At 65.5% G+C, this 22,133-nt stretch carries 20 protein-coding genes and 2 pseudogenes; 4 read left to right on the top strand and 18 right to left on the bottom strand.

Annotation, left to right across the window (positions count from 1 at the left end; translation table 11 throughout):
• Window positions 1-88, bottom strand: a pseudogene (locus tag CDN36_RS19395) (electron transfer flavoprotein subunit beta/FixA family protein); the annotation flags it as partial.
• A 366-nt stretch (window positions 89-454) separates the two neighbouring features.
• Between CDN36_RS19395 and CDN36_RS19400 the strand changes: the two are divergent.
• Complete coding sequence (locus CDN36_RS19400) at window positions 455-1,363, top strand: alpha/beta hydrolase (RefSeq protein WP_287497663.1); 909 nt, start codon at window positions 455-457, stop codon at window positions 1,361-1,363.
• Window positions 1,364-1,453: 90 nt separating this feature from the next.
• The gene (locus tag CDN36_RS19405) at window positions 1,454-2,227 is read left to right on the top strand and encodes a ferredoxin--NADP reductase (protein ID WP_150557495.1); all 774 of its coding nucleotides are present in this window, start codon (window positions 1,454-1,456) and stop codon (window positions 2,225-2,227) included.
• Window positions 2,228-2,295: 68 nt separating this feature from the next.
• Here CDN36_RS19405 and CDN36_RS19410 read toward each other — a convergent pair whose 3' ends face one another.
• Both CDN36_RS19410 and CDN36_RS19415 read right to left on the bottom strand, forming a co-directional pair.
• On the bottom strand, window positions 2,296-3,120 hold the full coding sequence (locus CDN36_RS19410) for an enoyl-CoA hydratase (RefSeq protein WP_150557496.1): 825 nt from the start codon (window positions 3,118-3,120) through the stop codon (window positions 2,296-2,298).
• A gap of 53 nt (window positions 3,121-3,173) precedes the next feature.
• Entirely contained in the window at window positions 3,174-4,097 is a 924-nt protein-coding gene (locus CDN36_RS19415) for a histone deacetylase family protein (RefSeq protein WP_150557497.1), read from the bottom strand.
• A gap of 429 nt (window positions 4,098-4,526) precedes the next feature.
• Between CDN36_RS19415 and mltB the strand changes: the two genes are divergently transcribed.
• Window positions 4,527-5,789 carry a lytic murein transglycosylase B gene (gene mltB / locus CDN36_RS19420; RefSeq protein WP_287497664.1) on the top strand — a complete coding sequence of 421 codons (1,263 nt, stop codon included), beginning with the start codon at window positions 4,527-4,529 and terminating at the stop codon, window positions 5,787-5,789.
• A gap of 165 nt (window positions 5,790-5,954) precedes the next feature.
• On the opposite strand, the gene cysM is transcribed toward mltB, so the two are convergent.
• The 10 genes from cysM to cmk form a co-directional block, all read right to left on the bottom strand.
• Complete coding sequence (cysM, locus tag CDN36_RS19425) at window positions 5,955-6,857, bottom strand: cysteine synthase CysM (protein WP_287497665.1); 903 nt, start codon at window positions 6,855-6,857, stop codon at window positions 5,955-5,957.
• A gap of 114 nt (window positions 6,858-6,971) precedes the next feature.
• Window positions 6,972-7,655 carry a ComEA family DNA-binding protein gene (locus CDN36_RS19430; RefSeq protein ID WP_287497666.1) on the bottom strand — a complete coding sequence of 228 codons (684 nt, stop codon included), beginning with the start codon at window positions 7,653-7,655 and terminating at the stop codon, window positions 6,972-6,974.
• 450 nt (window positions 7,656-8,105) lie between these two features.
• Window positions 8,106-9,110 (bottom strand): ADP-glyceromanno-heptose 6-epimerase, encoded by a 1,005-nt coding sequence (gene rfaD / locus CDN36_RS19435; protein ID WP_150556604.1) that lies wholly within the window; start codon window positions 9,108-9,110, stop codon window positions 8,106-8,108.
• Window positions 9,107-10,096 carry a D-glycero-beta-D-manno-heptose-7-phosphate kinase gene (gene rfaE1, locus CDN36_RS19440; protein ID WP_287497667.1) on the bottom strand — a complete coding sequence of 330 codons (990 nt, stop codon included), beginning with the start codon at window positions 10,094-10,096 and terminating at the stop codon, window positions 9,107-9,109. The genes rfaD and rfaE1 overlap by 4 nt, the downstream gene beginning before the upstream one ends.
• 17 nt (window positions 10,097-10,113) lie before the next feature.
• Entirely contained in the window at window positions 10,114-11,487 is a 1,374-nt protein-coding gene (locus tag CDN36_RS19445) for a UDP-glucose dehydrogenase family protein (protein WP_150556602.1), read from the bottom strand.
• Between the two features lie 21 nt (window positions 11,488-11,508).
• Window positions 11,509-12,684, bottom strand: a complete 1,176-nt coding sequence (gene lapB / locus CDN36_RS19450) for a lipopolysaccharide assembly protein LapB (protein ID WP_150556601.1) — start codon at window positions 12,682-12,684, stop codon at window positions 11,509-11,511.
• A gap of 66 nt (window positions 12,685-12,750) precedes the next feature.
• Complete coding sequence (locus CDN36_RS19455) at window positions 12,751-13,044, bottom strand: LapA family protein (protein WP_150556600.1); 294 nt, start codon at window positions 13,042-13,044, stop codon at window positions 12,751-12,753.
• 238 nt (window positions 13,045-13,282) lie between these two features.
• A complete protein-coding gene (locus tag CDN36_RS19460; protein WP_017232087.1) occupies window positions 13,283-13,576 on the bottom strand; it encodes an integration host factor subunit beta in 294 nt (97 codons plus the stop codon).
• A 12-nt stretch (window positions 13,577-13,588) separates the two neighbouring features.
• Window positions 13,589-15,292: a 30S ribosomal protein S1 gene (gene rpsA, locus CDN36_RS19465; protein WP_039409192.1), complete on the bottom strand. Its 1,704-nt coding sequence runs from the start codon at window positions 15,290-15,292 to the stop codon at window positions 13,589-13,591.
• 115 nt (window positions 15,293-15,407) lie between these two features.
• Complete coding sequence (gene cmk / locus CDN36_RS19470) at window positions 15,408-16,103, bottom strand: (d)CMP kinase (protein WP_217433189.1); 696 nt, start codon at window positions 16,101-16,103, stop codon at window positions 15,408-15,410.
• 267 nt (window positions 16,104-16,370) lie between these two features.
• On the opposite strand from cmk, the pseudogene CDN36_RS22610 reads away from it, so the two are divergent.
• Window positions 16,371-16,568: pseudogene (locus CDN36_RS22610) on the top strand (divalent metal cation transporter); the annotation flags it as partial.
• 123 nt (window positions 16,569-16,691) lie between these two features.
• Here CDN36_RS22610 and aroA read toward each other — a convergent pair.
• From aroA to CDN36_RS19500, 5 genes are all read right to left on the bottom strand, one after another.
• Window positions 16,692-18,014 (bottom strand): 3-phosphoshikimate 1-carboxyvinyltransferase, encoded by a 1,323-nt coding sequence (gene aroA / locus CDN36_RS19480; protein ID WP_287497668.1) that lies wholly within the window; start codon window positions 18,012-18,014, stop codon window positions 16,692-16,694.
• On the bottom strand, window positions 18,014-18,886 hold the full coding sequence (locus CDN36_RS19485; protein ID WP_287497677.1) for a prephenate dehydrogenase: 873 nt from the start codon (window positions 18,884-18,886) through the stop codon (window positions 18,014-18,016). Before CDN36_RS19485 ends, aroA begins: the two co-directional genes overlap by 1 nt.
• Window positions 18,887-18,891: 5 nt before the next feature.
• Window positions 18,892-19,974, bottom strand: coding sequence for a prephenate dehydratase (pheA, locus tag CDN36_RS19490; protein ID WP_150556598.1), 1,083 nt, complete (start codon window positions 19,972-19,974; stop codon window positions 18,892-18,894).
• A 120-nt stretch (window positions 19,975-20,094) separates the two neighbouring features.
• Window positions 20,095-21,204 (bottom strand): 3-phosphoserine/phosphohydroxythreonine transaminase, encoded by a 1,110-nt coding sequence (gene serC / locus CDN36_RS19495; RefSeq protein ID WP_150556597.1) that lies wholly within the window; start codon window positions 21,202-21,204, stop codon window positions 20,095-20,097.
• 293 nt (window positions 21,205-21,497) lie between these two features.
• Entirely contained in the window at window positions 21,498-22,085 is a 588-nt protein-coding gene (locus tag CDN36_RS19500; RefSeq protein ID WP_150556596.1) for a DUF2059 domain-containing protein, read from the bottom strand.
• Window positions 22,086-22,133: the final 48 nt, after the last annotated feature.

Here is a 22,133-nt window from a genome sequence, read left to right on the forward strand (position 1 = left end):
TCGCGATGTCGACGCCACTCCCGTCGCTCTTCACCCGAACCTTTACGTTGTAATCCACTACCCGTTTGACCGGTACCAGGATCTTCATGAACTCGCTCCAAAGTTACGTTTACGTCAATCCGCTGCCATTATAACCACACGACGGATGACGCATTTATTGCACATTTGCGGCATTTTATGGCAAACAAGGGAGTCCCCCCTTACCTCTGCGCCGCGGATGCGCGATCCTCGCGATAACGGTGCCGGAACCCGTCGGACGCCGGCCTGGCCTGGTCTCGCAGCCCCGAACGATCGTGCTATTTTTATGCAAATCGCGACGTACAGCCAGTGTCCTCGTGGTGCATTTCCTCTAGAGATTTTGCCCCGCGTGCGGCGGGCCTATGATCGAATGGCCCACTTCATCGATGCGCGTCGCACGCACGACGCTCGCCGGCCCGCACGCCGGGAGGAGACCATGGCCACATATTCGGAATCGCGCCTTCAGGCCAGTGACGGTCTGTCGCTGCACATGCACACCTGGCGGCCCGACGGCGCCGCGGATCGGCCGCTGCGCGCCGTCGTGGCCATCGTGCATGGCATGGGCGAGCACGGCGGACGCTACGCGCCGCTGGCCGCCCACTTCGCGGCGCTCGACATCGCCACCGTCACCTACGATCTGCGCGGGCACGGCCGCTCGGGCGGCGCGCGCGTCTTCGTCAGGCACTTCGACGAGTATCTCGCCGACACGGAAATCTTCCTCACCCACGTTCGCGCGACATTCGGCCCCGTGCCGCTGTTCGTGCTCGGCCACAGCATGGGCGGCGCCATCGCCGCGCTCTATACGATCACGCGCGCGCCGGCGCACGTGCGCGGCCTGATGCTGAGCAGCCCGGCGCTGGGGCCCGGCGAGCCGGTCGCGCCGTGGATGGTCGCGGCCGGCCGCTGGGTGTCGCGCTGGCTGCCGAAGATGCCCGTATTCAAGATCGATCCGGCAAAGATCTCGCGCGACGCGTCCGTCGTTCGCACCGCCAGGGCCGATCCGCTCAACGCCTATCGCGGCACGCCCGCCCGCACGGCCGCCGAACTGCTCGACGCGATGGCGCGCATTCACGCCAATGCCGGCGCCCTGCATCTGCCGCTCTACATCTTTCACGGCACGGCCGACCGGCTCACCGCACCGTGGGCGAGCGAGCAGTTCCACGGCAACGCCGGCTCGCAGGACAAGACGCTGCGCCTGTATCCGGGGCACTTCCACGAGACGCTCAATGACCTCGACCGCGAGCAGGTCATCGACGATCTGACGCAGTGGCTGCTGCGGCATCTCGACACTGCGAAGGCACGCGCCGGCGAGCCGGTCACGCACGACACACCCTCGGGCGTGTGACGGAACCCGCCACGCGAGCAGGGTCTCGGCACGTGCATGCGCCCCCCGCGTTACACTGAAGTCGTATGCAAAACGCGAGGAGCCAACGGCATGCAAGCGCAGACGAAGTACTCGCCGCAAACGGTCACCGGCATGCATTTCTGGACGCCGACGATCTTCAGCATCAAGACCACGCGCCCGGCCGCGCTGCAATTCACGGCCGGACAGTTCGTGCGGCTGGGCTTGCCGGGCGACGACGGCGAGCTGATATGGCGCGCGTACTCGTTCGTCAACGCGCCCGCGGAAGATACGTTGGAGTTCTATGTCATCACGATTCCCGAAGGGCAACTCACGCCGCGCATGTCGCAGCTCAAAGTGGGTGACGAGATTTTCGTCGACCACACGGCCTACGGCTTTCTCACCCTCGATCGCTTCACGGGCGGCGACGATCTCTGGCTGCTGGCCACGGGCACCGGCCTCGCGCCGTTCGTGTCGATCCTGCGCGATCGCGCTGTCTGGCAGCGTTTCGAGCGCATCTTCCTCGTGCATAGCGTGCGCTGGGAACGCGACCTCGCGTACTACGAGCAGTTGCGTCATTTCTCGCATCCCGACGTCGATCCGTCGCTCGTGAAGAAGCTGCGCTTCTCGGTGTGCGTGACGCGCGAGCAGACGCCCGGCGCGCTGTACGGACGCATCACGTCGTTGCTCGCCTCGGGAGAACTGGAAAAGGCCATGGGCGCGACGCTCGACCCGGCCACCTCGCGCATCATGGTGTGCGGCAATCCCGACATGGTGAAAGCGCTGCGCGCCTGGTTCACCGGCAACGGTTACGCCGTGAGCCGCACGGCGACGCCGGGGCCGCTGGTGCTGGAAAAGCAGTGGTGACTGGCGAGCAACGGGCGCGCCGGGGGAACGCGAGGGCGGCGCCGACGATCCGCACGCCCGCGCGGCATTCAGTCCGTCGGGGGCGCCCAGTCGGGGCGCCGCTTCTCGATGAACGCCTGCACGCCTTCGAGCGCGCATTCGTCCATCATGTTGCACGCCATCGTCTGCCCGGCCATTTGATACGCGGCTTCGATGCCAGTCTCCAGTTGCCGGTAGAACAATCCCTTGCCCGCCGCCACGGCGGCGGCCGGCTTCGCGAGAATCGAGCGGCACAGCGCCGCCACTTCCGCGTCGAGCCGCTCCATCGGCACGACCCGATTGACGAGCCCGCGCTCACGAGCCGTCGGTGCGTCGATGAACTCGCCCGTCAGCAGCATCTCCATCGCCTGCTTGCGCGTCAGATTGCGTGACAGCGCCACGCCCGGCGTCGCGCAGAACAGGCCCACGTTGATGCCCGACACGGCAAACCGCGCGGCAGACGCGGCCACCGCCAGATCGCACATCGCGACGAGCTGACAGCCGGCCGCCGTGGCCAGACCATGCACGCGGGCGATGACCGGCTGCGGCATGCGCTGCATCGTCATCATGACGCGCGTGCACTGGTCGAAGAGCTTGCGATAGTCGTCGAGCGAGGGCTGCGCGCGCATCTCCTTGAGGTCGTGCCCGGCGCAGAACGCCGCCCCCGATGCCGCGAGCACGACCACGCGAGCACCGGCGTCCCGCGCGGTGTCGTCGAGCGCGCGCTGCAGCGCGTCGAGCATGGCTTCGGAGAGCGCGTTGAAGTGGCGCGGCCGGTTGAGCGTGAGCGTGAGCACGCCGGCGAGATCGCCTTCGCCGCGCGAGACGAGAACGAGGGGTTCGGGCGATGCGCCCGCCGTATCGGATGCCGTCATGGTCGCCTCCTGCGTCGCATGCCCCGTGACGGGCGCGCGACATCGCATGTTGGTCAGACGTCGGCGAGCACCTTCAGATGGGCGACGACGCTGCGCCCGAGCGCCGACAGGTTGTATCCGCCCTCGAGGCAGCTCACGATGCGTCCGTTCGCATGGCGATCCGCGACAGCTTTCACGCGTTCGGTGATCCACGTGAAGTCGGCCTCGGTGAGACCGAGGTTGCCGAGATCGTCTTCGCGGTGCGCATCGAACCCGGCCGAGAAGAAGATCATTTCGGGACGGAACGCGTCGAGCTGTCCGAGCCAGCCATAGTCGATCGCCTCGCGCGCGGCCATGCCGGACGTGCGCGCGGCGAGCGGGATGTTGAGCATGTTCGGCGCCGGATGATCGGCGCCCGAGAACGGGTAGAACGGATGCTGGAAGATGCCGCACATCAGTACGCGTTCGTCGTTGGCGAAGGCCGCCTCGGTGCCGTTGCCGTGATGCACGTCGAAGTCGACGATCGCCACGCGCGACAGGCCGTGCACTTCGAGCGCATGCGCCGCGGCGACCGCCACGTTGTTGAGCAGGCAGAAGCCCATGGCGCGCGTGGGCGTGGCGTGATGGCCCGGCGGACGCACGCTGCAGAAGGCGTTGTCGAGTTCGCCGCGAATGACGGCATCGGTGGCCGCCACGGCGGCGCCGGCCGCACGCGTGGCGGCGCGCCAGGAATATGGATTGAGCAGCGTATCGGGATCGATCGGGAAATAGCCTGACTCGGGGATGCTGTCGCGAACGAAGTCGATGTGCTCCTGCGTATGCACGCGCAGCAGGCTGGCCTCGTCGACCACCGGCGCCTCGCGCCGCTCGAGCAGGCCGTCGATGCGCCCGGCGATCAACTGATCCTCGATGGCGCGCAGCCGCGCGGGACATTCCGGATGCCACTCGCCCATCTCGTGACGGATGCAATCGGGATGCGTATAAAACCCGGTAGCCATTCGATGTCTCGCCTATCGCTTCGTATCGTTATATTGGTCGGGCGGGGGATGCCCGCCGCGCCGTCGTCTCCACGTCCGGTAGCGGCCGGGCGTGGTGCCTGGCGAGCGTGTGCCGAGTGCATCGGCAAACGCGCGCCGATGGCCGGCATCCCCCATGAGCACTGTCACGGACAATGCACAGGCCTAAAGGTATCACAGGTGCACTCGGTTATACTGCCAGACAGTCTCCCAGCAGACCCGTGTCAGCCGGCAAGGGCCGATCTCCCGAATTTCGGGACGGCGCACGCCGGCATGAAAGGTTGACGCTCGACGCAGCGGCGCACATCGAGTGATCGGTGCGCGAACTGATGACGGCCTCAACGCGACTAACGCGACGTTGGCCCGCACGCCGGCATCGTATTTCGACTTCATACAGGCCTGACAGACAGCATGACATCACCGGTACGGATGTACGACTCACTCTCGCCGGCGCCCTCGCGCCTCACCCATCGACCGGACACTGGCCGTCTGCCCCGTCTTCACGCGGCCCTCGGCAACGTTTCGCGCAGCGCCCCCCTGCCGCACCTGCCGCACCTGCCGCACCTGCCACGCCTGTCACGCTGGGCCCGTGCGCTCGGCGCCGCGCTTTGCATCGGGGCGCTTGCGCTCGGCGCCACGCTCGCGCACGCACAGACGCGTGCGAAGCCGGTCGCGCAAACGGAGTTCGAGGAAGAGGTGGTGCCGCAGCGCTACGCCGCCCATCCGGAGGTCGATGCGTTCATCAACGACATCGTCGCGCGCGACGGCTTCGATCGCGCCGAGTTGCAGAGGATCTTCTCGCGCGTGGTGTTCTCGCAGACGGCGGCGCGTCTGGCCGCACCGCCGGCCGTGCCGGGACAGAAGAACTGGACCAACTACGAGAAACGTTTTCTCGACAACACGCGCATCAACGGCGGCGTGCGATTCTGGAATCAGAATGCGGCCACGCTGGCTCGCGCCGCGCGGCAATACGGCGTACCCGAGGAAATCATCGTCGCCATCATCGGCGTGGAGACGATCTACGGGCGCAACATGGGCAACTTCCGCACCATCGACGCACTCACTACGCTTGCATTCGACTACCCGCCGGCGCGCAATCGCTCCGAGCGCATGGCGCTGTTTCGCAACGAGCTGGAGAACCTGCTGCTCTATGCGCGCGAGCGCGGCGTCGATCCGTTCAGCATCTACGGTTCATACGCGGGTGCCATCGGCATTGCGCAGTTCATGCCGTCGTCGATTCGCAACTACGCCGTCGACTACAGCGGCGACGGCAAGATCAACCTGAGCAACGACGTGGCGGACGCCATCGGCAGCGTGGCCAACTTCCTGAAGCAGCACGGCTGGCAGTCCGGCCAGCCGATCGTATGGAACATCGCCGCCGATCGCGGCAGCCAGGGGCTTGCCGAAGCCGGTGCCGACGGACAGCCGGAGCCGCACTGGAAACTCGGCGACTTCATCAAGGCGGGCATGCTGATGAACGAGCCGCGGCTCGACGTGGGCGCGTCGCTCGACACGCCGGTGCTCATCGTCGATCTGCCCACCCCCGGTCAGGCGACGCAGTACCGCATGGGGCTGACCAACTTCTACGTGCTCACGCGCTACAACCGCAGTTTCTTCTACGCCATGTCGGTGTACGACCTCGCGGACGCGATCAAGGCCGCTCGCGCGCCGTGAGCTCCGCCTCGGGCTTAGGCTCGGCTCGGTGCGGGCTTTGGCGTCGGCCGTGGCCCGCGCCCCCGCTCCGGCCTGGTCGCCGAAACCGCCATGAGAAACGGGACCCGCGGGTCCCGTTTCTCGTTGATGGCCGGACGAACGTCCGGGCGACGTTCCGCCCGCGCCTCAGGCCGGGAACACGCCCGTCGAAAGGTAACGGTCGCCACGATCGCACACGACGAACACGATCGTCGCGTTTTCGACTTCATGCGCGAGGTTGAGCGCGATCTGGCAGGCGCCCGCGGCCGAGATACCGCAGAAGATGCCCTCTTCGGCGGCAAGACGGCGCGCCATGATTTCGGCATCGGACTGCGTCACCGAGACCGTGCGGTCGACGCGCGCGCGGTCGAAGATCTTCGGCAGATAGGCTTCCGGCCACTTGCGGATGCCCGGGATGCGCGAGCCTTCGGCCGGCTCCGCGCCGACGATCTGGATTGCCGGGTTCTGCTCCTTGAGGTATTGCGAAACGCCCATGATCGTGCCGGTCGTCCCCATCGCGGAGACGAAGTGCGTGATGCGCCCTTCGGTATCGCGCCAGATTTCCGGCCCGGTGGTTTCGTAGTGGGCGAGCGGGTTGTCCGGGTTGGAGAACTGGTCGAGGATGATGCCGCGGCCGTCGCGCTGCATCTGCTCGGCCAGGTCGCGCGCATATTCCATGCCGCCCTTGACCGGCGTGAGGATGATCTGCGCGCCGTAGGCGCCCATGCTCTGACGACGCTCGATCGAGAGATCCTCCGGCATGATCAGCACCATCTTGTAGCCGCGAATGGCCGCGGCCATCGCCAGCGCGATGCCGGTGTTGCCCGACGTGGCTTCGATGAGCGTGTCGCCCGGCTTGATGCGCCCGCGCGCTTCGGCGTGCTTGATCATCGACAGCGCCGGGCGGTCCTTCACCGAACCGGCCGGGTTGTTGCCCTCGAGCTTGCCGAGAATCACGTTGTTGCGGCGACGGATTTCGTCGTCGGGCAAACGCATCAGTTGCACCAGCGGTGTATTGCCGATGGTGTCTTCGATAGTCTTATAGGCCATTGCGCTTAAGCTTTTTCGGTCGGGAATCGGAACATTCTAATCCACCGGCCAAGTCCGCGCTCCGGGTATGGTCTCCCGGCCGGGCGTCGCGCACGATCCCGGCCGGCGCAGCGCTCAGGCCTTCGGCTCGCCTGTCGTGGCGGGCGCCTTCGACTTCTTCGCTCTGGACGGCTTTGCGCTCGCCGCATCGGCCGCCGAAGCCGGCGCCGGCGCGGCTGCCGCCTTGGCGTCCTTCGTCTTCTTCGACTTCGACGCCTTCGTGGGCGCCGCGCTCGCCGCTGGCCCGGTGACGGGGGACGTCGCGCCGGCGTTGGCGTTGGCACCGGTGGCCGGGGCCGCCGCGGGCGCAGGCGCCGTCGCCCCCGGCTTGGCGCCCGGGATGGTTGCCGCTGCCGGCGCCGGCTGCGTTGCGGTAGCCGACGGCGTCGTCGGCTTGGCCGGCCTGGCCGGCGTGGCGGGGACCGTCGGCGCGGCCGGCGCCGGCGCGGGCTTGGCGGACGCCGTGGCAGCGGGGGCGGCCGGTGCGACAGCACCCTGCCCGCCAATCGTCATGCCCTCGGCCTGCAGTGTGGCGACCGACTTGTTACCGAGCCCCTTGACGCGTTTGGCCAGGTCGGCGGCGTCCTTGTAAGGGCCGTGAGCGTTACGTTCGTCGATAATGGCTTTGGACTTGACCGGCCCGATGCCCTTGAGCGTTTCGAGTTGTGCCTGATCGGCGGTATTGATGTCGACCGCGGCCATCGCCAGGCCGCAGAGGGTGAAAAAGGCAACCACCGCCAGCAAGAGTTTGCGAAGCATGATGCGATCCTCGTCAAGACGAGCCGGCCACCGCTGCCGCCTTGTTCCGTCTCGCGTCCGGTGCATTCGAACGGCAACGGCCCGGCTCACGCCAATGGCAATGACGCACGGCATACGACAGCCGGGCATCACGCCCTCCCTTTCGCCGCCGCGAACTCGCGCCCGGCACTGCCTGCCACATCACAACACCCGCCACGGCAAGCCGCGCAGCCGCCATGAGTGGCCGGGACTGCCGCCCCCGTCCCGCCTCGCGGACGGCCTCCTGTCCCGCCTGCCCTCCGGCGCCTCATCGATGTGCGCCCTTCGCCGTCTTTTCCGTCGGGCCGGACCTCTCTGCTTCCACGCGACTTCCCTACTTCATGTTAACGCCGCGGATCGCTTCCGGATGACATCAAACGAGACGGGGAGCCGCCTGGGCTCCCCGTCCGCATCACCTTCGGTGAGCACCGCTTATTGCGCGAGCAGCCAGCGCACGTAACGCGACACCCCCTCGCCCACGGTGTAGAACGGCTGCTGATAGCCGCCGGCCTGGCGCAGATGGTCGATATTCGCCTGGGTGAAACACTGGTACTTGCCGCGCAGCGCGTCCGGGAACGGGATGTATTCGATCAGGCCCTGCTGCACCATCTCGTCGAGCGAGAGCGCCGCCTCGCCCGCCTGTGCACGCAGCGTGTTGATCACGGCGAGCGCGATGTCGTTGAACGGCTGGGCGCGTCCGGTGCCGAGGTTGAAGATGCCGCTTCGCTCGGGATGATCGAAGAAGTGCAGGTTCACCTTGACGACGTCCTCGACGGAGACGAAGTCGCGGCTTTGCGTGCCGGCGGCGTAGCCGTTGTATTCGCCGAAGAGCTTCACGCGGCCGTTGGCGCGGAATTCGTTGAAGTTGTGAAACGCCACCGATGCCATGCGGCCCTTGTGCGCTTCGCGCGGGCCGTACACGTTGAAGTAACGGAAGCCGGCGACCTGGCTGGGCAACTTGCCGCCCGCCTCGCGCATGGCGCGACGCACGATCTGGTCGAACAGGAATTTGGAGTAGCCGTAGACGTTGAGCGGCTTCTCGTATTCGCGCGTCTCGACGAAGGTCTCCGACGCACCATACGTGGCGGCCGACGACGCGTAGAGGAACGGCACGGTCTGCGCCTGACAGGCTTCGAACAACGCGCGCGTGTAGCGGAAGTTGTTCTCCATCATGTAGCGGCCGTCCGTCTCCATGGTGTCGGAGCATGCGCCCTCGTGGAAGATCGCCCGCACGCGGCCGAATTCGCGGCGCTCGAAGCGCGCGACGAAGTCGTTCTTGTCGAGGTAGTCGCTGATCTCGCAGTCGACCAGATTGCGGAACTTGTCGGCGCGCGTGAGGTTGTCGACCGCCACGATGTCGGTCTCGCCGCGCTCGTTGAGGGCCTTGACGAGGTTGGCGCCGATGAAGCCCGCGGCGCCGGTCACGATGATGGTCATGTCAGTTCGGAAAAGAGTTCGGTGTAGTTCACGGTCGCCGTGCCGAGCTTGCCCACGACGATACTGCCCGCACGGTTGGCGAGGACGACGGCCTGCTCGAGCGGCAGGCCCGCCGAGAGCGACGCGGCAAGCGTGGCGATCACGGTGTCGCCCGCTCCCGAGACATCATAGACCTCGCGCGCTTGTGCCGGTACGTGCAGCGCGCCGCCCGCGGTGAAAAGCGTCATGCCTTCCTCCGAACGCGTGAGCAGCAACGCTTCGAGACTCAGCGACTCGCGCAGGTTTTGCGCACGCGCCATGAGATCGTCTTCCGAGCGCCATTCGCCCACGACCTGCTGCAATTCCGAGCGGTTCGGCGTGAGGATCGTCGCGCCGCGATAGCGCTCGTAATCGCTGCCCTTGGGATCGACGAGCACCGGCTTGCCCGCCGCGCGCGCCGCTTCAATCATGGGCTGCACGTGTGTGAGGCCGCCCTTGGCATAGTCGGAGAGCAGCACGACGTCGTAGTTGGCCAACAGTTGACGGTACTGGTCTAGCACCGCCAGCAGCACTTCGCGCGCCGGCTGGTTCTCGAAGTCGATGCGCAGCAGTTGCTGCTGGCGTGAGACGATGCGCAGCTTGATCGTCGTGGCGAGATCGGCGTCGCGCGTGACGAACGCGTTCACGCCGCTCGCACCGAGCAGCTCGGCCACGCGCGCGCCCGGCTCGTCCTCGCCGAGCACGCACAGCAGGCCCGCCTGCGCACCGAGCGAGGTTGCGTTGAGCGCCACGTTTGCGGCGCCGCCGAGACGCTCTTCGTTGCGCTTGACGTGCACCACCGGCACGGGCGCCTCGGGCGAGATGCGGTTGACGTCGCCGAACCAATAGCGGTCGAGCATCACGTCACCGACGATCAGCACGCGCGCGCGGGCAAACGCCTCACGAGGCAGGTTGGGCACGCCCGGCGCCTGCACCGTGCGTGTGAGCGAAGTTGCCGTCGAAGTCATCCGTCACTCCTCGAGATTCAGGCGGCTTCGTGCAAACCGCGGCCAATGCCGTGGTACTCGATGCCCAGTTCCTTCATGGCTTCCGGATCGTACAGGTTGCGGCCATCGAAGATCAGCGGCAGCGACAGCGCGCCCTTCACGCGCGCGAAATCGGGGCTGCGGAACGCTTTCCATTCGGTCACGATTACGAGCGCGTCGGCGCCGGCGAGCGTATCGTTTTGCGTCGCGCAGAACTCGACGCGCGCATGCGCGGCCGGATCGTTCGCGAAGTCGAGCGCGATCACGCGCCGGGCCTCTTCGAGAGCGACCGGGTCATAGGCGCGCACGCGGGCGCCGCGACGCACCAGCTCCGCGATCACACGGCGGCTCGGCGCTTCACGCATGTCGTCGGTGTTCGGCTTGAACGCCAGCCCCCACAGAGCGAACGTCTTGTCCGACAGGTCCTCGCCCAGCCGCGCCACGATCTTGTCGATCAGCACGGCCTTCTGCGTTTCGTTGACGGCTTCGACCGCGTTCAGGATGCGCAGGGGCAGACCGTAGTCTTCCGCCGTGCGCACGAGCGCCTGCACGTCCTTGGGGAAGCACGAGCCGCCATAGCCGCAGCCCGCATACAGGAAGTGGTAGCCGATGCGCGGGTCCGAGCCGATGCCCTGACGCACGTCTTCGATGTCCACGCCCACGCGATCGGCCAGGTTGGCCAGCTCGTTCATGAACGAGATGCGCGTGGCCAGCATGGCGTTGGCGGCGTACTTCGTGAATTCGGCCGAGCGCACGTCCATGTACAGGGTGCGTTCGTGATTGCGGTTGAACGGCGAGTACAGCCGCTTCATCATGGCGCGCGCCTGCTGGCCGTTGGCGTCGTCATCCACGCCGATCACGATGCGATCGGGGCGCATGAAGTCGTCCACCGCCGCGCCCTCTTTCAGGAATTCGGGGTTGGAGACAACCGAGAACGCCACGTTTTCGCCGCGTTTGGCGAGCTCTTCGGCCACGGCGGCACGGACTTTGTCCGCCGTACCGACGGGCACCGTCGACTTGTCGACGATGACCTTGAAACCCTTCGCGTAGCGGCCGATGTTGCGCGCGGCGGCAACGACGTATTGGAGATCCGCCGAGCCGTCTTCGTCCGGCGGCGTGCCCACGGCGATGAACTGAACGTCGCCATGCGCGACGGACGCCTCGACATCCGTCGAGAATTGCAGACGGCCGGCTTCGCGGTTGCGCGCGATGATTTCCTGCAGGCCGGGTTCGTGAATCGGCACGCCGCCGTTGTTCAGGATGTCGATCTTGCGCGGATCGACGTCGAGGCAGAACACGTCGTTGCCGACGTCCGCCAGGCAGGCGCCCGTAACGAGGCCGACGTAACCGGAGCCGATGATGGTGACTTTCATGATTGCGCGAACTTGAGGAAATTAGGAGGCCGCCGGCACGTCGGCACGTCGCGGCGTATAGGTCTCCCAGCCGTTACAGCCGGGGCATTGCCAGTAGAACAGTCGCGCGCGGAAGCCGCATTGATCGCACACGTAGCGCGGCAGCGACTTGGTGCGCTGCGTGATGAGCTTGCCCATGAGCGCGAGATCGGCTTGCGTGTCGCCGTGCGCCGTGGCGGCGTGCGCTTCGAGCAGACGCGCCATGCCCGGCGCGCTCGGCGCCCGGTGCATGAGCTCGCGCATGAGCTTGAGCGCGGCTTCGGGGCCTTCGAGGGCCACCGTCTTCTCATAGACGATCTCCAGTAGATCGTCCGACGGATTCCTGCGCAGCGCGTCGCGCAGCGTGGCGAGTCCTTCGGGCGCACGACCGAGCGCCTCGTAGGCGCGCATCAGGCGCTTGGCCGCGAGGCCGAGATACACGGGATTCTGCGCTTCGATGGTGCGCAGTACGGCGAGCGCACCGGCCGCATCGCCCGCGGCGAGCAGCATGTCGCCGCGCAACAGCGGCGCGCGCACGTTGGCGGGGTTGACGGCGAGCGCGGCGTCGAGCTCGCGCGAGACCGCTTCGGTGTCCTTTCGCTGCAACGCTTCCTGCGCCAACTCGCAGTGGAACTGCGCGATCTCCTTGCGGTAGGACACCGCCGGATCGAGCTCGCTCAGCGTCTCGGCCTCGGAGAGCGCCTTGCGCCATTCCTTCTCGATCTGATAGATGGTGAGCTTGGCGTGCTGCGCGGCCTTTGCATAGGCGCCCGTGTGCAGACGGCCGAACGCCTCTTCGGCGCGATCGAGCAGCCCCGCCTTGAGGAAGTCGTGGCCAAGCTCGTAGAGCGCATGCTCCTGGTCGGCTTGCGGCAGATCGTCGCGCGAGAGCAGGTTCTGATGCACGCGAATGGCGCGCTCCGTCTCGCCGCGACGGCGGAACAGGCTGCCCAGCGCGAAGTGCAGTTCGGTGGTTTCCGGATCGAGCTTGGCGACCTCGATGAAGGCGTCGATGGCCTTGTCGGGCTGCTCGTTGAGCAGAAAGTTCAGCCCTCGGAAATAGGACGCCGGCAAATTGCGGCTCTCCGAGAGCAGGCTGCGCAGATCCAGGCGCGCGGCCACCCAGCCGCAGCCGAAGATCACGGGGATGGCCAGAAGCCACCAGACCTCGAATTCCATGAAAGCGTGTTGTCGTTGAAACAGTCGATGAAGATGGCGTGCTTCGCGTGCCGCGTCGCTGTCGCCTTAGACCGGCGGCAGCATGGGGGGCTGATCGCTCGCCTCGGGATCGCGCTGGGCACGGGCCAGATCGCGTCGCGCGCGACGCAGTTCCAGACGTTGCCGCATCAGGCTCGGCAGCGTAGCGAGCACCCCGATGACGCCACCCACGACGAAAAATGCCAGGCCGATCATGATCAGCGGCGCCGTCCACGTGCGGCCCAGGAACAGGTTCAACGTGACCTCTCCCGTGTTGGCGAGCGCGAGACACAGCAACACCACGAACACGATGAGACGAATGATCCAAACAATCAGCTTCATGCCGAAAGGCTCCTGCGGCAGGCCTGCCGTATGTTGTGCGATGTGAACCGCCCGCGCACGCCGCTGCCATGCCGTCGCCGCGCCGGGCCGGCACGTGCGCGTATTGTACCGGATGTGCCCTGAGAGGCGTCGTTCCTGCAGTGCGCTTCACATTTCGGCAAATGCGCGCACACGCATGCGCCAGATGCAAAAAAAGCGCCCGAAGGCGCTTTTCTTGCGTAGTAGATCCCAAAGGGCCTTATTGGTCCGACGCCTTGTGATCAACCCGCTCACGCAGCTCCTTGCCCGGCTTGAAGTGCGGCACGAATTTCTCCGGCACCATCACCTTCTCGCCCGACTTGGGGTTGCGGCCGACGCGCGGTGGCCGGCGGTTGAGCCCGAAGCTGCCGAAACCGCGGATTTCGATTCGATGACCGCGCGCAAGCGCATCGGCCATCGCGTCGAGAATCGTCTTCACCGCGAAATCGGCATCCTTGAGCACCAACTGGGGAAACCGCGCCGCCAACTGGTTGACCAATTCAGACTTGGTCATAGGCCGTGGACCTTACTGATTCTGGCTGTCCAGCTTGGCCTTGAGCAGCGCACCCAGGTTCGTGGTGCCGCTCGCTGCCGAGCTATCCGACGACAGCTTGCTCATCGCTTCTTGCTGCTCAGCCGAATCCTTAGCCTTGATCGACAGGTTGATGTTGCGCGACTTGCGGTCGATGTTGACGATCATCACGTTGACGGCGTCACCATCCTTGAGCACGTTGCGAGCATCTTCCACGCGGTCCTGCGAGATTTCCGAAGCGCGCAGGTAGCCCTCGACATCCTCACCCAGCGACACGACAGCGCCCTTGGCGTCAACCGACTTGACCGTGCCGTTGACGATCGAGCCCTTGTCGTTGATGGCCACGAAGGTGTTGAACGGATCGCCTTCGAGTTGCTTGATACCCAGCGAGATGCGCTCCTTCTCGACATCGATGCCCAGCACCACGGCTTCGACTTCGTCGCCCTTCTTGTACTTGCGCACGGCCTCTTCGCCAGCTTCGCTCCACGACAGGTCCGACAGGTGGACCAGGCCGTCGATACCGCCCGGCAGACCGATGAACACGCCGAAGTCGGTGATCGACTTGATCGCGCCCTTGATCTTGTCGCCCTTCTTGAAGTTGCGCGAGAAGTCGTCCCACGGGTTCGGCTTGCACTGCTTCATGCCAAGGCTGATACGACGACGGTCTTCGTCGATCTCGAGCACCATGACTTCGACTTCGTCGCCGAGTTGGACAACCTTGGTCGGAGCAACGTTCTTGTTCGTCCAATCCATTTCCGAGACGTGAACCAGGCCTTCGATGCCCGATTCCACTTCGACGAACGCGCCGTAGTCGGTGATGTTGGTGACCTTGCCGAACAGGCGGGTGCCTTGCGGGTAACGGCGAGCGATGCCTTCCCACGGATCTTCGCCGAGTTGCTTGACGCCCAGCGAGACGCGACCCTTCTCCTGGTCGAACTTGAGGATCTTCGCAGTGACTTCCTGGCCGACCGACAGAACTTCGCTCGGGTGACGCACGCGGCGCCATGCGATGTCGGTGATGTGCAGCAGGCCGTCGATGCCGCCGAGGTCGACGAATGCACCGTAGTCGGTGATGTTCTTGACCACGCCCTTGACGATCGCGCCTTCCTTGAGCGTTTCGAGCAGCTTGGCGCGCTCTTCGCCCTGCGTGGCCTCGATCACCGCGCGGCGCGAGAGCACAACGTTGTTGCGCTTGCGGTCGAGCTTGATGACCTTGAATTCGAGGGTCTTGCCTTCGTAGGGGGTCGTGTCCTTGACCGGACGCGTGTCAACCAGCGAGCCCGGCAGGAACGCACGGATGCCGTTGACCATCACGGTCAGACCGCCCTTGACCTTGCCGGTGATCGTACCGGTCACGAGGTCGCCCGATTCCAGGGCCTTTTCCAGTTGCAGCCACGAAGCCAGACGCTTGGCCTTGTCGCGCGACAGCACGGTGTCGCCGTAGCCGTTTTCCAGGGCGTCGATCGCCACGGAAACAAAGTCGCCGGCCTGAACTTCGACCTCGCCCTGATCATTCAGGAATTCTTCGATGGGGATGTACGCTTCGGACTTGAGGCCGGCGTTGACGACCACGAAGTTGTGGTCAACCCGCACGACTTCTGCGCTGATGACTTCACCAGCACGCATGTCTTGGCGGGAGAGCGACTCTTCGAAAAGTGCCGCGAAAGATTCGTTGGTCGAGGTTTGCAGGTCGGACATAAAAGTGGATTACGCCGCTGACGTTCGTCTGCCGTAAGGGGGACTGACGCTCACGTACAACGGTTGGGTTAAAGGTTAAACAAAGCCGGGCCGAATGACTGCATGAAACATTCGGTCAGGCGCCTTGCGGGTACTGCACCTGCGCGAACCATTCGAGCACCTGGGCCACCGCCTGTTCGACGTTGAGCCCCGATGTATCGAGCACCCGCGCACCCTCTGCCGGCCGCAGCGGCGCCTCGGCACGGGTACGATCCCGCGCGTCACGCGCCTCAAGATCCAGCATGAGACTGTCTATGTTAGCAGAAAATCCTTTTTCTATCAATTGCTTATACCGCCTCTCGGCACGCGCCTGCGCGCTGGCGGTCAAAAACACCTTGAGATCGGCCTCCGGGAAGATCACCGTCCCCATGTCCCGACCGTCCGCCACCAGGCCCGGCGCGGTCTTGAAGCCCCGCTGCAGGCCCACGAGCGCCTGGCGCACCGGCTTGTGCACGGCAATGCTCGATGCGCGGTTGCCGATGGCTTCGGCGCGGATCGCGTCGGTCACGTCTTCGCCGGCCAGCCATACGCGCTGGTCGCGAAAACGAACGTCGAGCGTCTCGGCCAGCACCGTGAGCGCGCCGACGTCGTCCGGATCGATGCCGTGGCGCGCGCTCGCCAGCGCCGTCAACCGGTACAGCGCCCCGCTGTCGAGGTAGTGAAAGCCCAGCGCGTCGGCCACGCGGTGCGCCACCGTGCCCTTGCCGGACGCCGTCGGGCCGTCCACCGTAATGACCGGAATCGAGTCGTCCACCACCGTCAAATCAGGCATCCCTTCGTCTCTGTCTATTCAACACATTGAAAAATATACTTCCCATCTAAATAACAATGATTATCATTTAGATGTATGCACCGCCGGCGTTCCGGAAGAAGTGACCGACGTGCAAAGCCGCGATTATCGCTTAGGCGGCCCCGATCGAGGGCCATCGCCCAACGCCCGGGAACCCTTCCCGCGCCTGGCCGGGGATGGATGGGTTTCGCGGGCGCCGGCACGCTCGTTGCCGCGGGCTATATGGATCCGGGCAATTAGGCAACCGCCATTGCCGGAGGCGCGCGCTACGGCTACACGCTGCTGTGCGTCGTCCTGCTCTCGAGCGTGATGGCGCTGTTGCTGCAATGGCTGGCAGCGCGCGTCGGCCTCGTCACCGGACGCGACCTCGCGCAGCTCTCTCGTAGCCAGTATAGCCGCCGCACCTCGCTGGCGTTGTGGGGACTCTGCGAGATCGCGATCGTCTCCGGCGACAGTGCGACGCACGTTGCGCGCCACCCACCGGGACACCGTCCTCTCGCGCGGACTGGCACTCCTCCCGGCGCTATTGATCGACGGTCACGGCGGCGAGGCGCAAACCACGAATCTGCATTACGACGCGACGCGGACGAACTCGGTGAAGTAAGTCGGGAACGTCTTGCCCACGCACTTCGGGTCGTTGATCGTCACCGGCACGCCGCCAAGGCTTACCAGCGAGAAGCACATTGCCATTCGATGATCGTCGTAGGTGTCGATGGCGGCGTTCGGCGTGAGCGCCGTCGGAGGCGTCACTCGCAGATAGTCCGCCCCCTCTTCCACGGTCGCGCCAACCTTGCGCAGTTCCGTCGCCATCGCCGTGAGCCGGTCGGTCTCCTTCACGCGCCAGCTCGCGATGTTTCGCAGGGTGGTCGTACCGTCAGCAAACAGCGCCGCCACGGCGATTGTCATCGCGGCATCCGGAATGTGGTTGAAGTCCATATCCAGCGCGCGCAGCTTGCCGCTCGGCGTGTCCACGCCATGCACCTCGATCGCATTGTCGTGCAACGTGACCTTCGCCCCCATCGCGGCGAGCGCGTCGACGAAGCGCACGTCGCCCTGAATGCTGTCGCGGCCCACGCCCTCCACGCGCATCGGCCCACCGCCGATGGCGCCTGCCGCGAGGAAGTACGACGCCGACGAGGCATCGCCCTCCACTCGGATCTCCCCGGGGCTCCGGTATTTCGGGCCGTCGGCGCCAGCCGCGGGCAACGCGAAGCGCGACCATCCGTCCTGCCGGACGTCGATGCCGAAACGGCGCAGCAAACGCAGCGTGATCTCGATGTATGGCTTCGAGATCAACTCGCCTTCCACCTCCACGACAATCTCGCCCGAGGCCGAGGGCAGTAGCGGCAGCGTGAGCAGCAACGCGGTCAGGAACTGACTCGAGACGTCCCCGCGCACGCGAATCGGCGCAGTGGGCGCAGCCACGTCCGCAGGCTTGATATGCAACGGCGGGTAACCCGGATTGCCCAGATAGTCGATGTGCGCGCCGAGTTGCCGCAGCCCGTCGACCAGATCCCCGATCGGACGCTCGTGCATGCGCGCCACGCCCGAGACTTCGTAGTCGCCGTGGCTGAGCGAGAGCGCTGCCGTCAGCGGACGAATGGCCGTGCCGGCATTGCCCATGAACAGCTTGGCCGCCTTCACCGGAAACTCCCCGCCACACCCCTCGACGACGAAGTCACGCGTGTTGCCGACCTGCGTGCACGCCACGCCCAGCGCGGCCAGTGCGTCGAGCATGACCTGCGTGTCGTCCGACGCGAGCAGATCGCGCACGCGCGTCGTGCCGTGCGAGAGCGCGGCGAGCAGCAGCACACGGTTCGAGATACTTTTGGAGCCGGGCAGGCGCAGCGTGCCTTCGGCATGGCCGTAAGGGCCGAGATCGAGCGTTTCCATTACTTTTCCTGTTGCTTGGCCCAGTCCGTTCGCGCCTGACTCGTGCGAGCGAAGATGGCCTCCAGACCGGCGCCGTCGCCGGCGTCGATCAATTGGCGCAACGCGCCGAGCGTGGCGAGATAGCCGTCGAGCTCAGCGAGCAGGGCGTCGCGATTAGCCACGCAGATATCGCGCCACATCTCCGGATTGGAGGCGGCAATGCGCGTGAAATCCCGAAAGCCACCGCCCGCGAAACCGAATTTCAGCGCGGCATCGGGGGCCTCCAGAATCTGCGCGATAAGCGCATACGACAGCACGTGCGGCAGATGGCTGACCGACGCGAAAACCCGATCGTGCTGCGTCTCTGACATTTCCGACACCCGCGCGCCCGTGGCCTCCCACATGGCGCGCACCCGGGCGACGTCTTGCGCACGGTTCACCGCCTGTGGGCAAAGCACCACGCGCCGATCGCGATAGAGGTCGGCCTTCGCGGCGTCGACGCCGGACAGTTCCGCGCCCGCAATCGGATGGCCCGGCACGAAGCGCCACGCCTCGTCGTCCAGCGCCGCGCGAGCAGCGGCCACCGCGTCGCTCTTCGTGCTGCCCGCGTCGGTCACGAGTGTGCCGCCGCCCAGATGTGGACGAATCGCGGCGAGCAACGCGGGCGTCTGCGCCACCGGCGCGGCGAGCACGACGATGTCTGCGCCGGGTACGTCTTGCGCCATCGATGTCGCGGCACGATCGATCACGCCCAGCTCGCGCGCTCGCGCGAGCGATGCCTCGCTGCGCCCGACGCCAACGACTTCGCCCACGGCGCCCGCCGCCTTGAGCGCACGCGCCAGCGAGCCGCCGATCAGGCCAACGCCGCAGATGACAAGTCTGTTCACGCGCATGGTGTTCATGCGGAGCGCGGGTACGACCCGAGCACCTTGCAGTAGGCCGCGTTCTGGCGCAATGCGTCGAGCGCCCGGGCCACGTTCGGATCGTCCCTGTGGCCTTCGAAGTCGATGTAGAAGTAATACTCCCAGGCACCGCTCTTGGCCGGACGCGACTCGAAACGGGTCATCGACACGCCGTTGTTCGCGAGCGGCTCGAGCAGTGCGACGACGGCACCGGCGCGATTGGGCACCGACAGGATCAGCGACGTCTGATCGCGGCCGCTCGGGGCGGCATCCTGTGTGCCGATCACGACGAAGCGCGTGCGGTTGTGCGGATCGTCCTGCACGTGCGAGAACGCGATCTGCAAACCGTATTGCGTGGCCGCCGATTCGCCTGCGATGGCGGCCACGGTCGGATCGGTCGACGCCATGCGCGCCGCTTCGGCATTGCTCGCCACCGCCTGCCGCTCGAGTTTGGGCAAGTGCGCCGACAGCCAGTGCTGGCACTGTGCGAGCGACTGGGCGTGCGAGCAGATGCGTGTCACGCCCTCGAGCGTGCCGGACTGCGACATCAGATTGTGATGAATCGGCAACGCCACTTCGCCGCCGATCGTCAGGGGGCTTTGGAGCAACAGGTCCAGCGTGCGCGACACCACGCCTTCGGTCGAGTTCTCGACCGGCACGACGCCGAAGTCCGCACTGCCGGCCTCGACCGCACGGAACACTTCATCGAGCGACGGGCACGGCAACCCTTTCACGCTCTGGCCGAAATAAGAGAACGCGGCCTGCTCGCTGTAAGTTCCCGCCGGTCCCAGGTAGGCCACCGTCATGACTTTCTCGAGCGCCCGGCTCGCAGACATGATCTCGCGCCAGATCGACGCGAGGTTGTCGCCGTACAAAGGCCCGTCGTTCGCCTGCTGGAGCCGCGAAATCACCTGCAGCTCCCGCTCGGGCCGAAACACGGGCGCGCCGAAACGCTTCTTGACCTCGCCGACCTCCAGCGCGATGGCCGCACGTTGATTGAGCAGCTTGAGCAACTGCGCGTCGATGGCATCGATTTTCTCTCGCAGCGGGCGCAGCGATGCATTCAGATCGTCATCCATGGAACGTATTGTCTTCTTGCGATGGGACATGGTCAGGTGCTCTCCGGCGCGCTGCCTCTGTGGTTCCGGCCCCGTCTCGGGCGCCCGGAACGCTCGCTTCACGCCGTCGGTCCACCCTCGTCAGCCGTGACTGCGTTCGAATTCACGCAGATAGTCGACCAGCGCCTGGACGCCGGCGAGCGGCATCGCGTTGTAAATCGAGGCGCGCATGCCTCCCACGGACTTGTGGCCCTTGAGCTGCAGCAGGCCGCGCTCGCGAGCGCCGGCCAGGAAAGTTTCGTTGAGCGCGTCGTCATGCAGGAAGAACGGCACGTTCATGCGCGAGCGGCAATCCGCAGCCACCGACGTGCGATAAAAGTCGCTGCCATCGAGATAGCCGTACAGCAGTTCCGCCTTCGCCTTGTTCTGCGCTTCCATCGCGGCCAGACCGCCCTGACGCTTGATCCACTGGAACACCAGCCCCGCGATGTAGATGGCATAAGTCGGCGGGGTGTTGTACATCGAATCGTTTTCCGCAACGATCTTCCAGTCGAACGCGCTCGGCGTGATCGGCAATGCACGGCCCAGCAGGTCGTCACGCACGATGACGACCGTCAGCCCCGACGGACCGATATTCTTCTGCGCCCCGCCGTACATCACGCCAAACTTCGAGACGTCCATAGGACGCGAGAGAATGTGCGAGGAGACGTCGGCCACGAGCGGCGTATCGGGCAACCCTGCGGCGGCCAGGTCCGGCGTCCAGAAGTACTCGACGCCATGAATCGTCTCGTTCGTGCAGATGTGCACGTAAGCGGGGTCCTTCGACAGCTTCCATTCGGCCATCGACGGCAGGCGCGTGAACTTTTCGTCCTCTGTGCTCGCCGCGATGTTCACCTCGCAATACTTGCGCGCTTCCTTCTGAGACTTCACCGACCACGAACCCGTGACGACATAGTCGGCCGTGCGCTGCCCGTCTGCACGCGCGCCGAGCAGGTTCATCGGAATGAGCGCGTTCTCGGCGAGCGCGCCGCCCTGCATGAACAGGATGCGGTAGTTCTCCGGCACGGCCAGCAACTCGCGCAGATCGGCTTGCGCCTGCGCCAGAATGCTCATGAATTCCTTGCCGCGATGGCTCATCTCCATCACGCTCATGCCGGCCCCGTGCCAGTCGAGCATCTCCTCGGCCGCCCGCGCGAGCACTTCGGCGGGCAACGCCGCCGGACCGGCGGAAAAATTGAAAGCACGCGTCATAATCGTTTGCTGCAGTAAAAGTGAAACGCAAGCCGTCGGACAGGCACCCGTGCGGCTTGCGTTTCACGTCTGGACGATGATTCGGTTGCGCGGCGGCGATAAGGGCCAACTATACCGCCAGTTGCACTTCGCGTGCGGGGCCGGGCCAGTTTTCCGGCGTTGGACGAAGGGATTCTGGATAATTCCGAGCCGAATCTGCCGATTTGCCTCCTCAACGCAAAATGGCCGTTTGCGATCGCTCGCAAACGGCCATTATCGGTCAAACCCGGCGGCGCCCGCCGAATCGTACCGAATTACTTCTTGGCCGGAGCCTTCGGTGCCGACTTGGCAGCCGCGGCGATTTCGGCGTCAGCCTGCTTGCTGGTCGCGTCGATCGATTGCGGCATGTACTTCTGCATCAGGCCGCCGACCACTTCCTGGCCAACCTGGTCCTGCACCTTGATGTACTTCTGGCCGACCGGGCTCTTGTAGAACGCCGTCAGACCCTTGATCTCGTCGGTCGTGTAGTACTTGCCATAGGCGGCGTACTGGGCCTGCACCGCGTCGTTCTTGAACGAGTCGGTCGTGAATACCTTGCCCGCACCGTCAACCAGCTTCTGCACGGAATTCTGTTGCAGCGTCGGCACGATGGCCTGCTTCTGTGCGTCGCTCAACGTCTTGTTCTCGACCAGCTGGCGCTCCAGCACTTGCGGCGCCAGTTGCTTGGCTTGCGCCTGAGCACCTTCGCCGATGGCGGTCACGAGCTTGCTGGAGTCGATGGCATCGAGCAGATCCTTGATGGCTGCCTTCTTGTCGGCATCCAGCGGAGCGCTCTGCTGGGCCATTGCCACTGCCGGTGCTGCCAGCAGCAGCCACATCCACTTCTTGACGTTGTGTTGCATAGTAATAGTCACTCCAAAGTTCGCCAGCTCCCGCCGGCGATAAATAGA

This window comes from Pandoraea sp. CB10b_02 (genome assembly GCF_002216225.1).
Taxonomy (GTDB): Bacteria; Pseudomonadota; Gammaproteobacteria; order Burkholderiales; family Burkholderiaceae; genus Pandoraea; species Pandoraea nosoerga.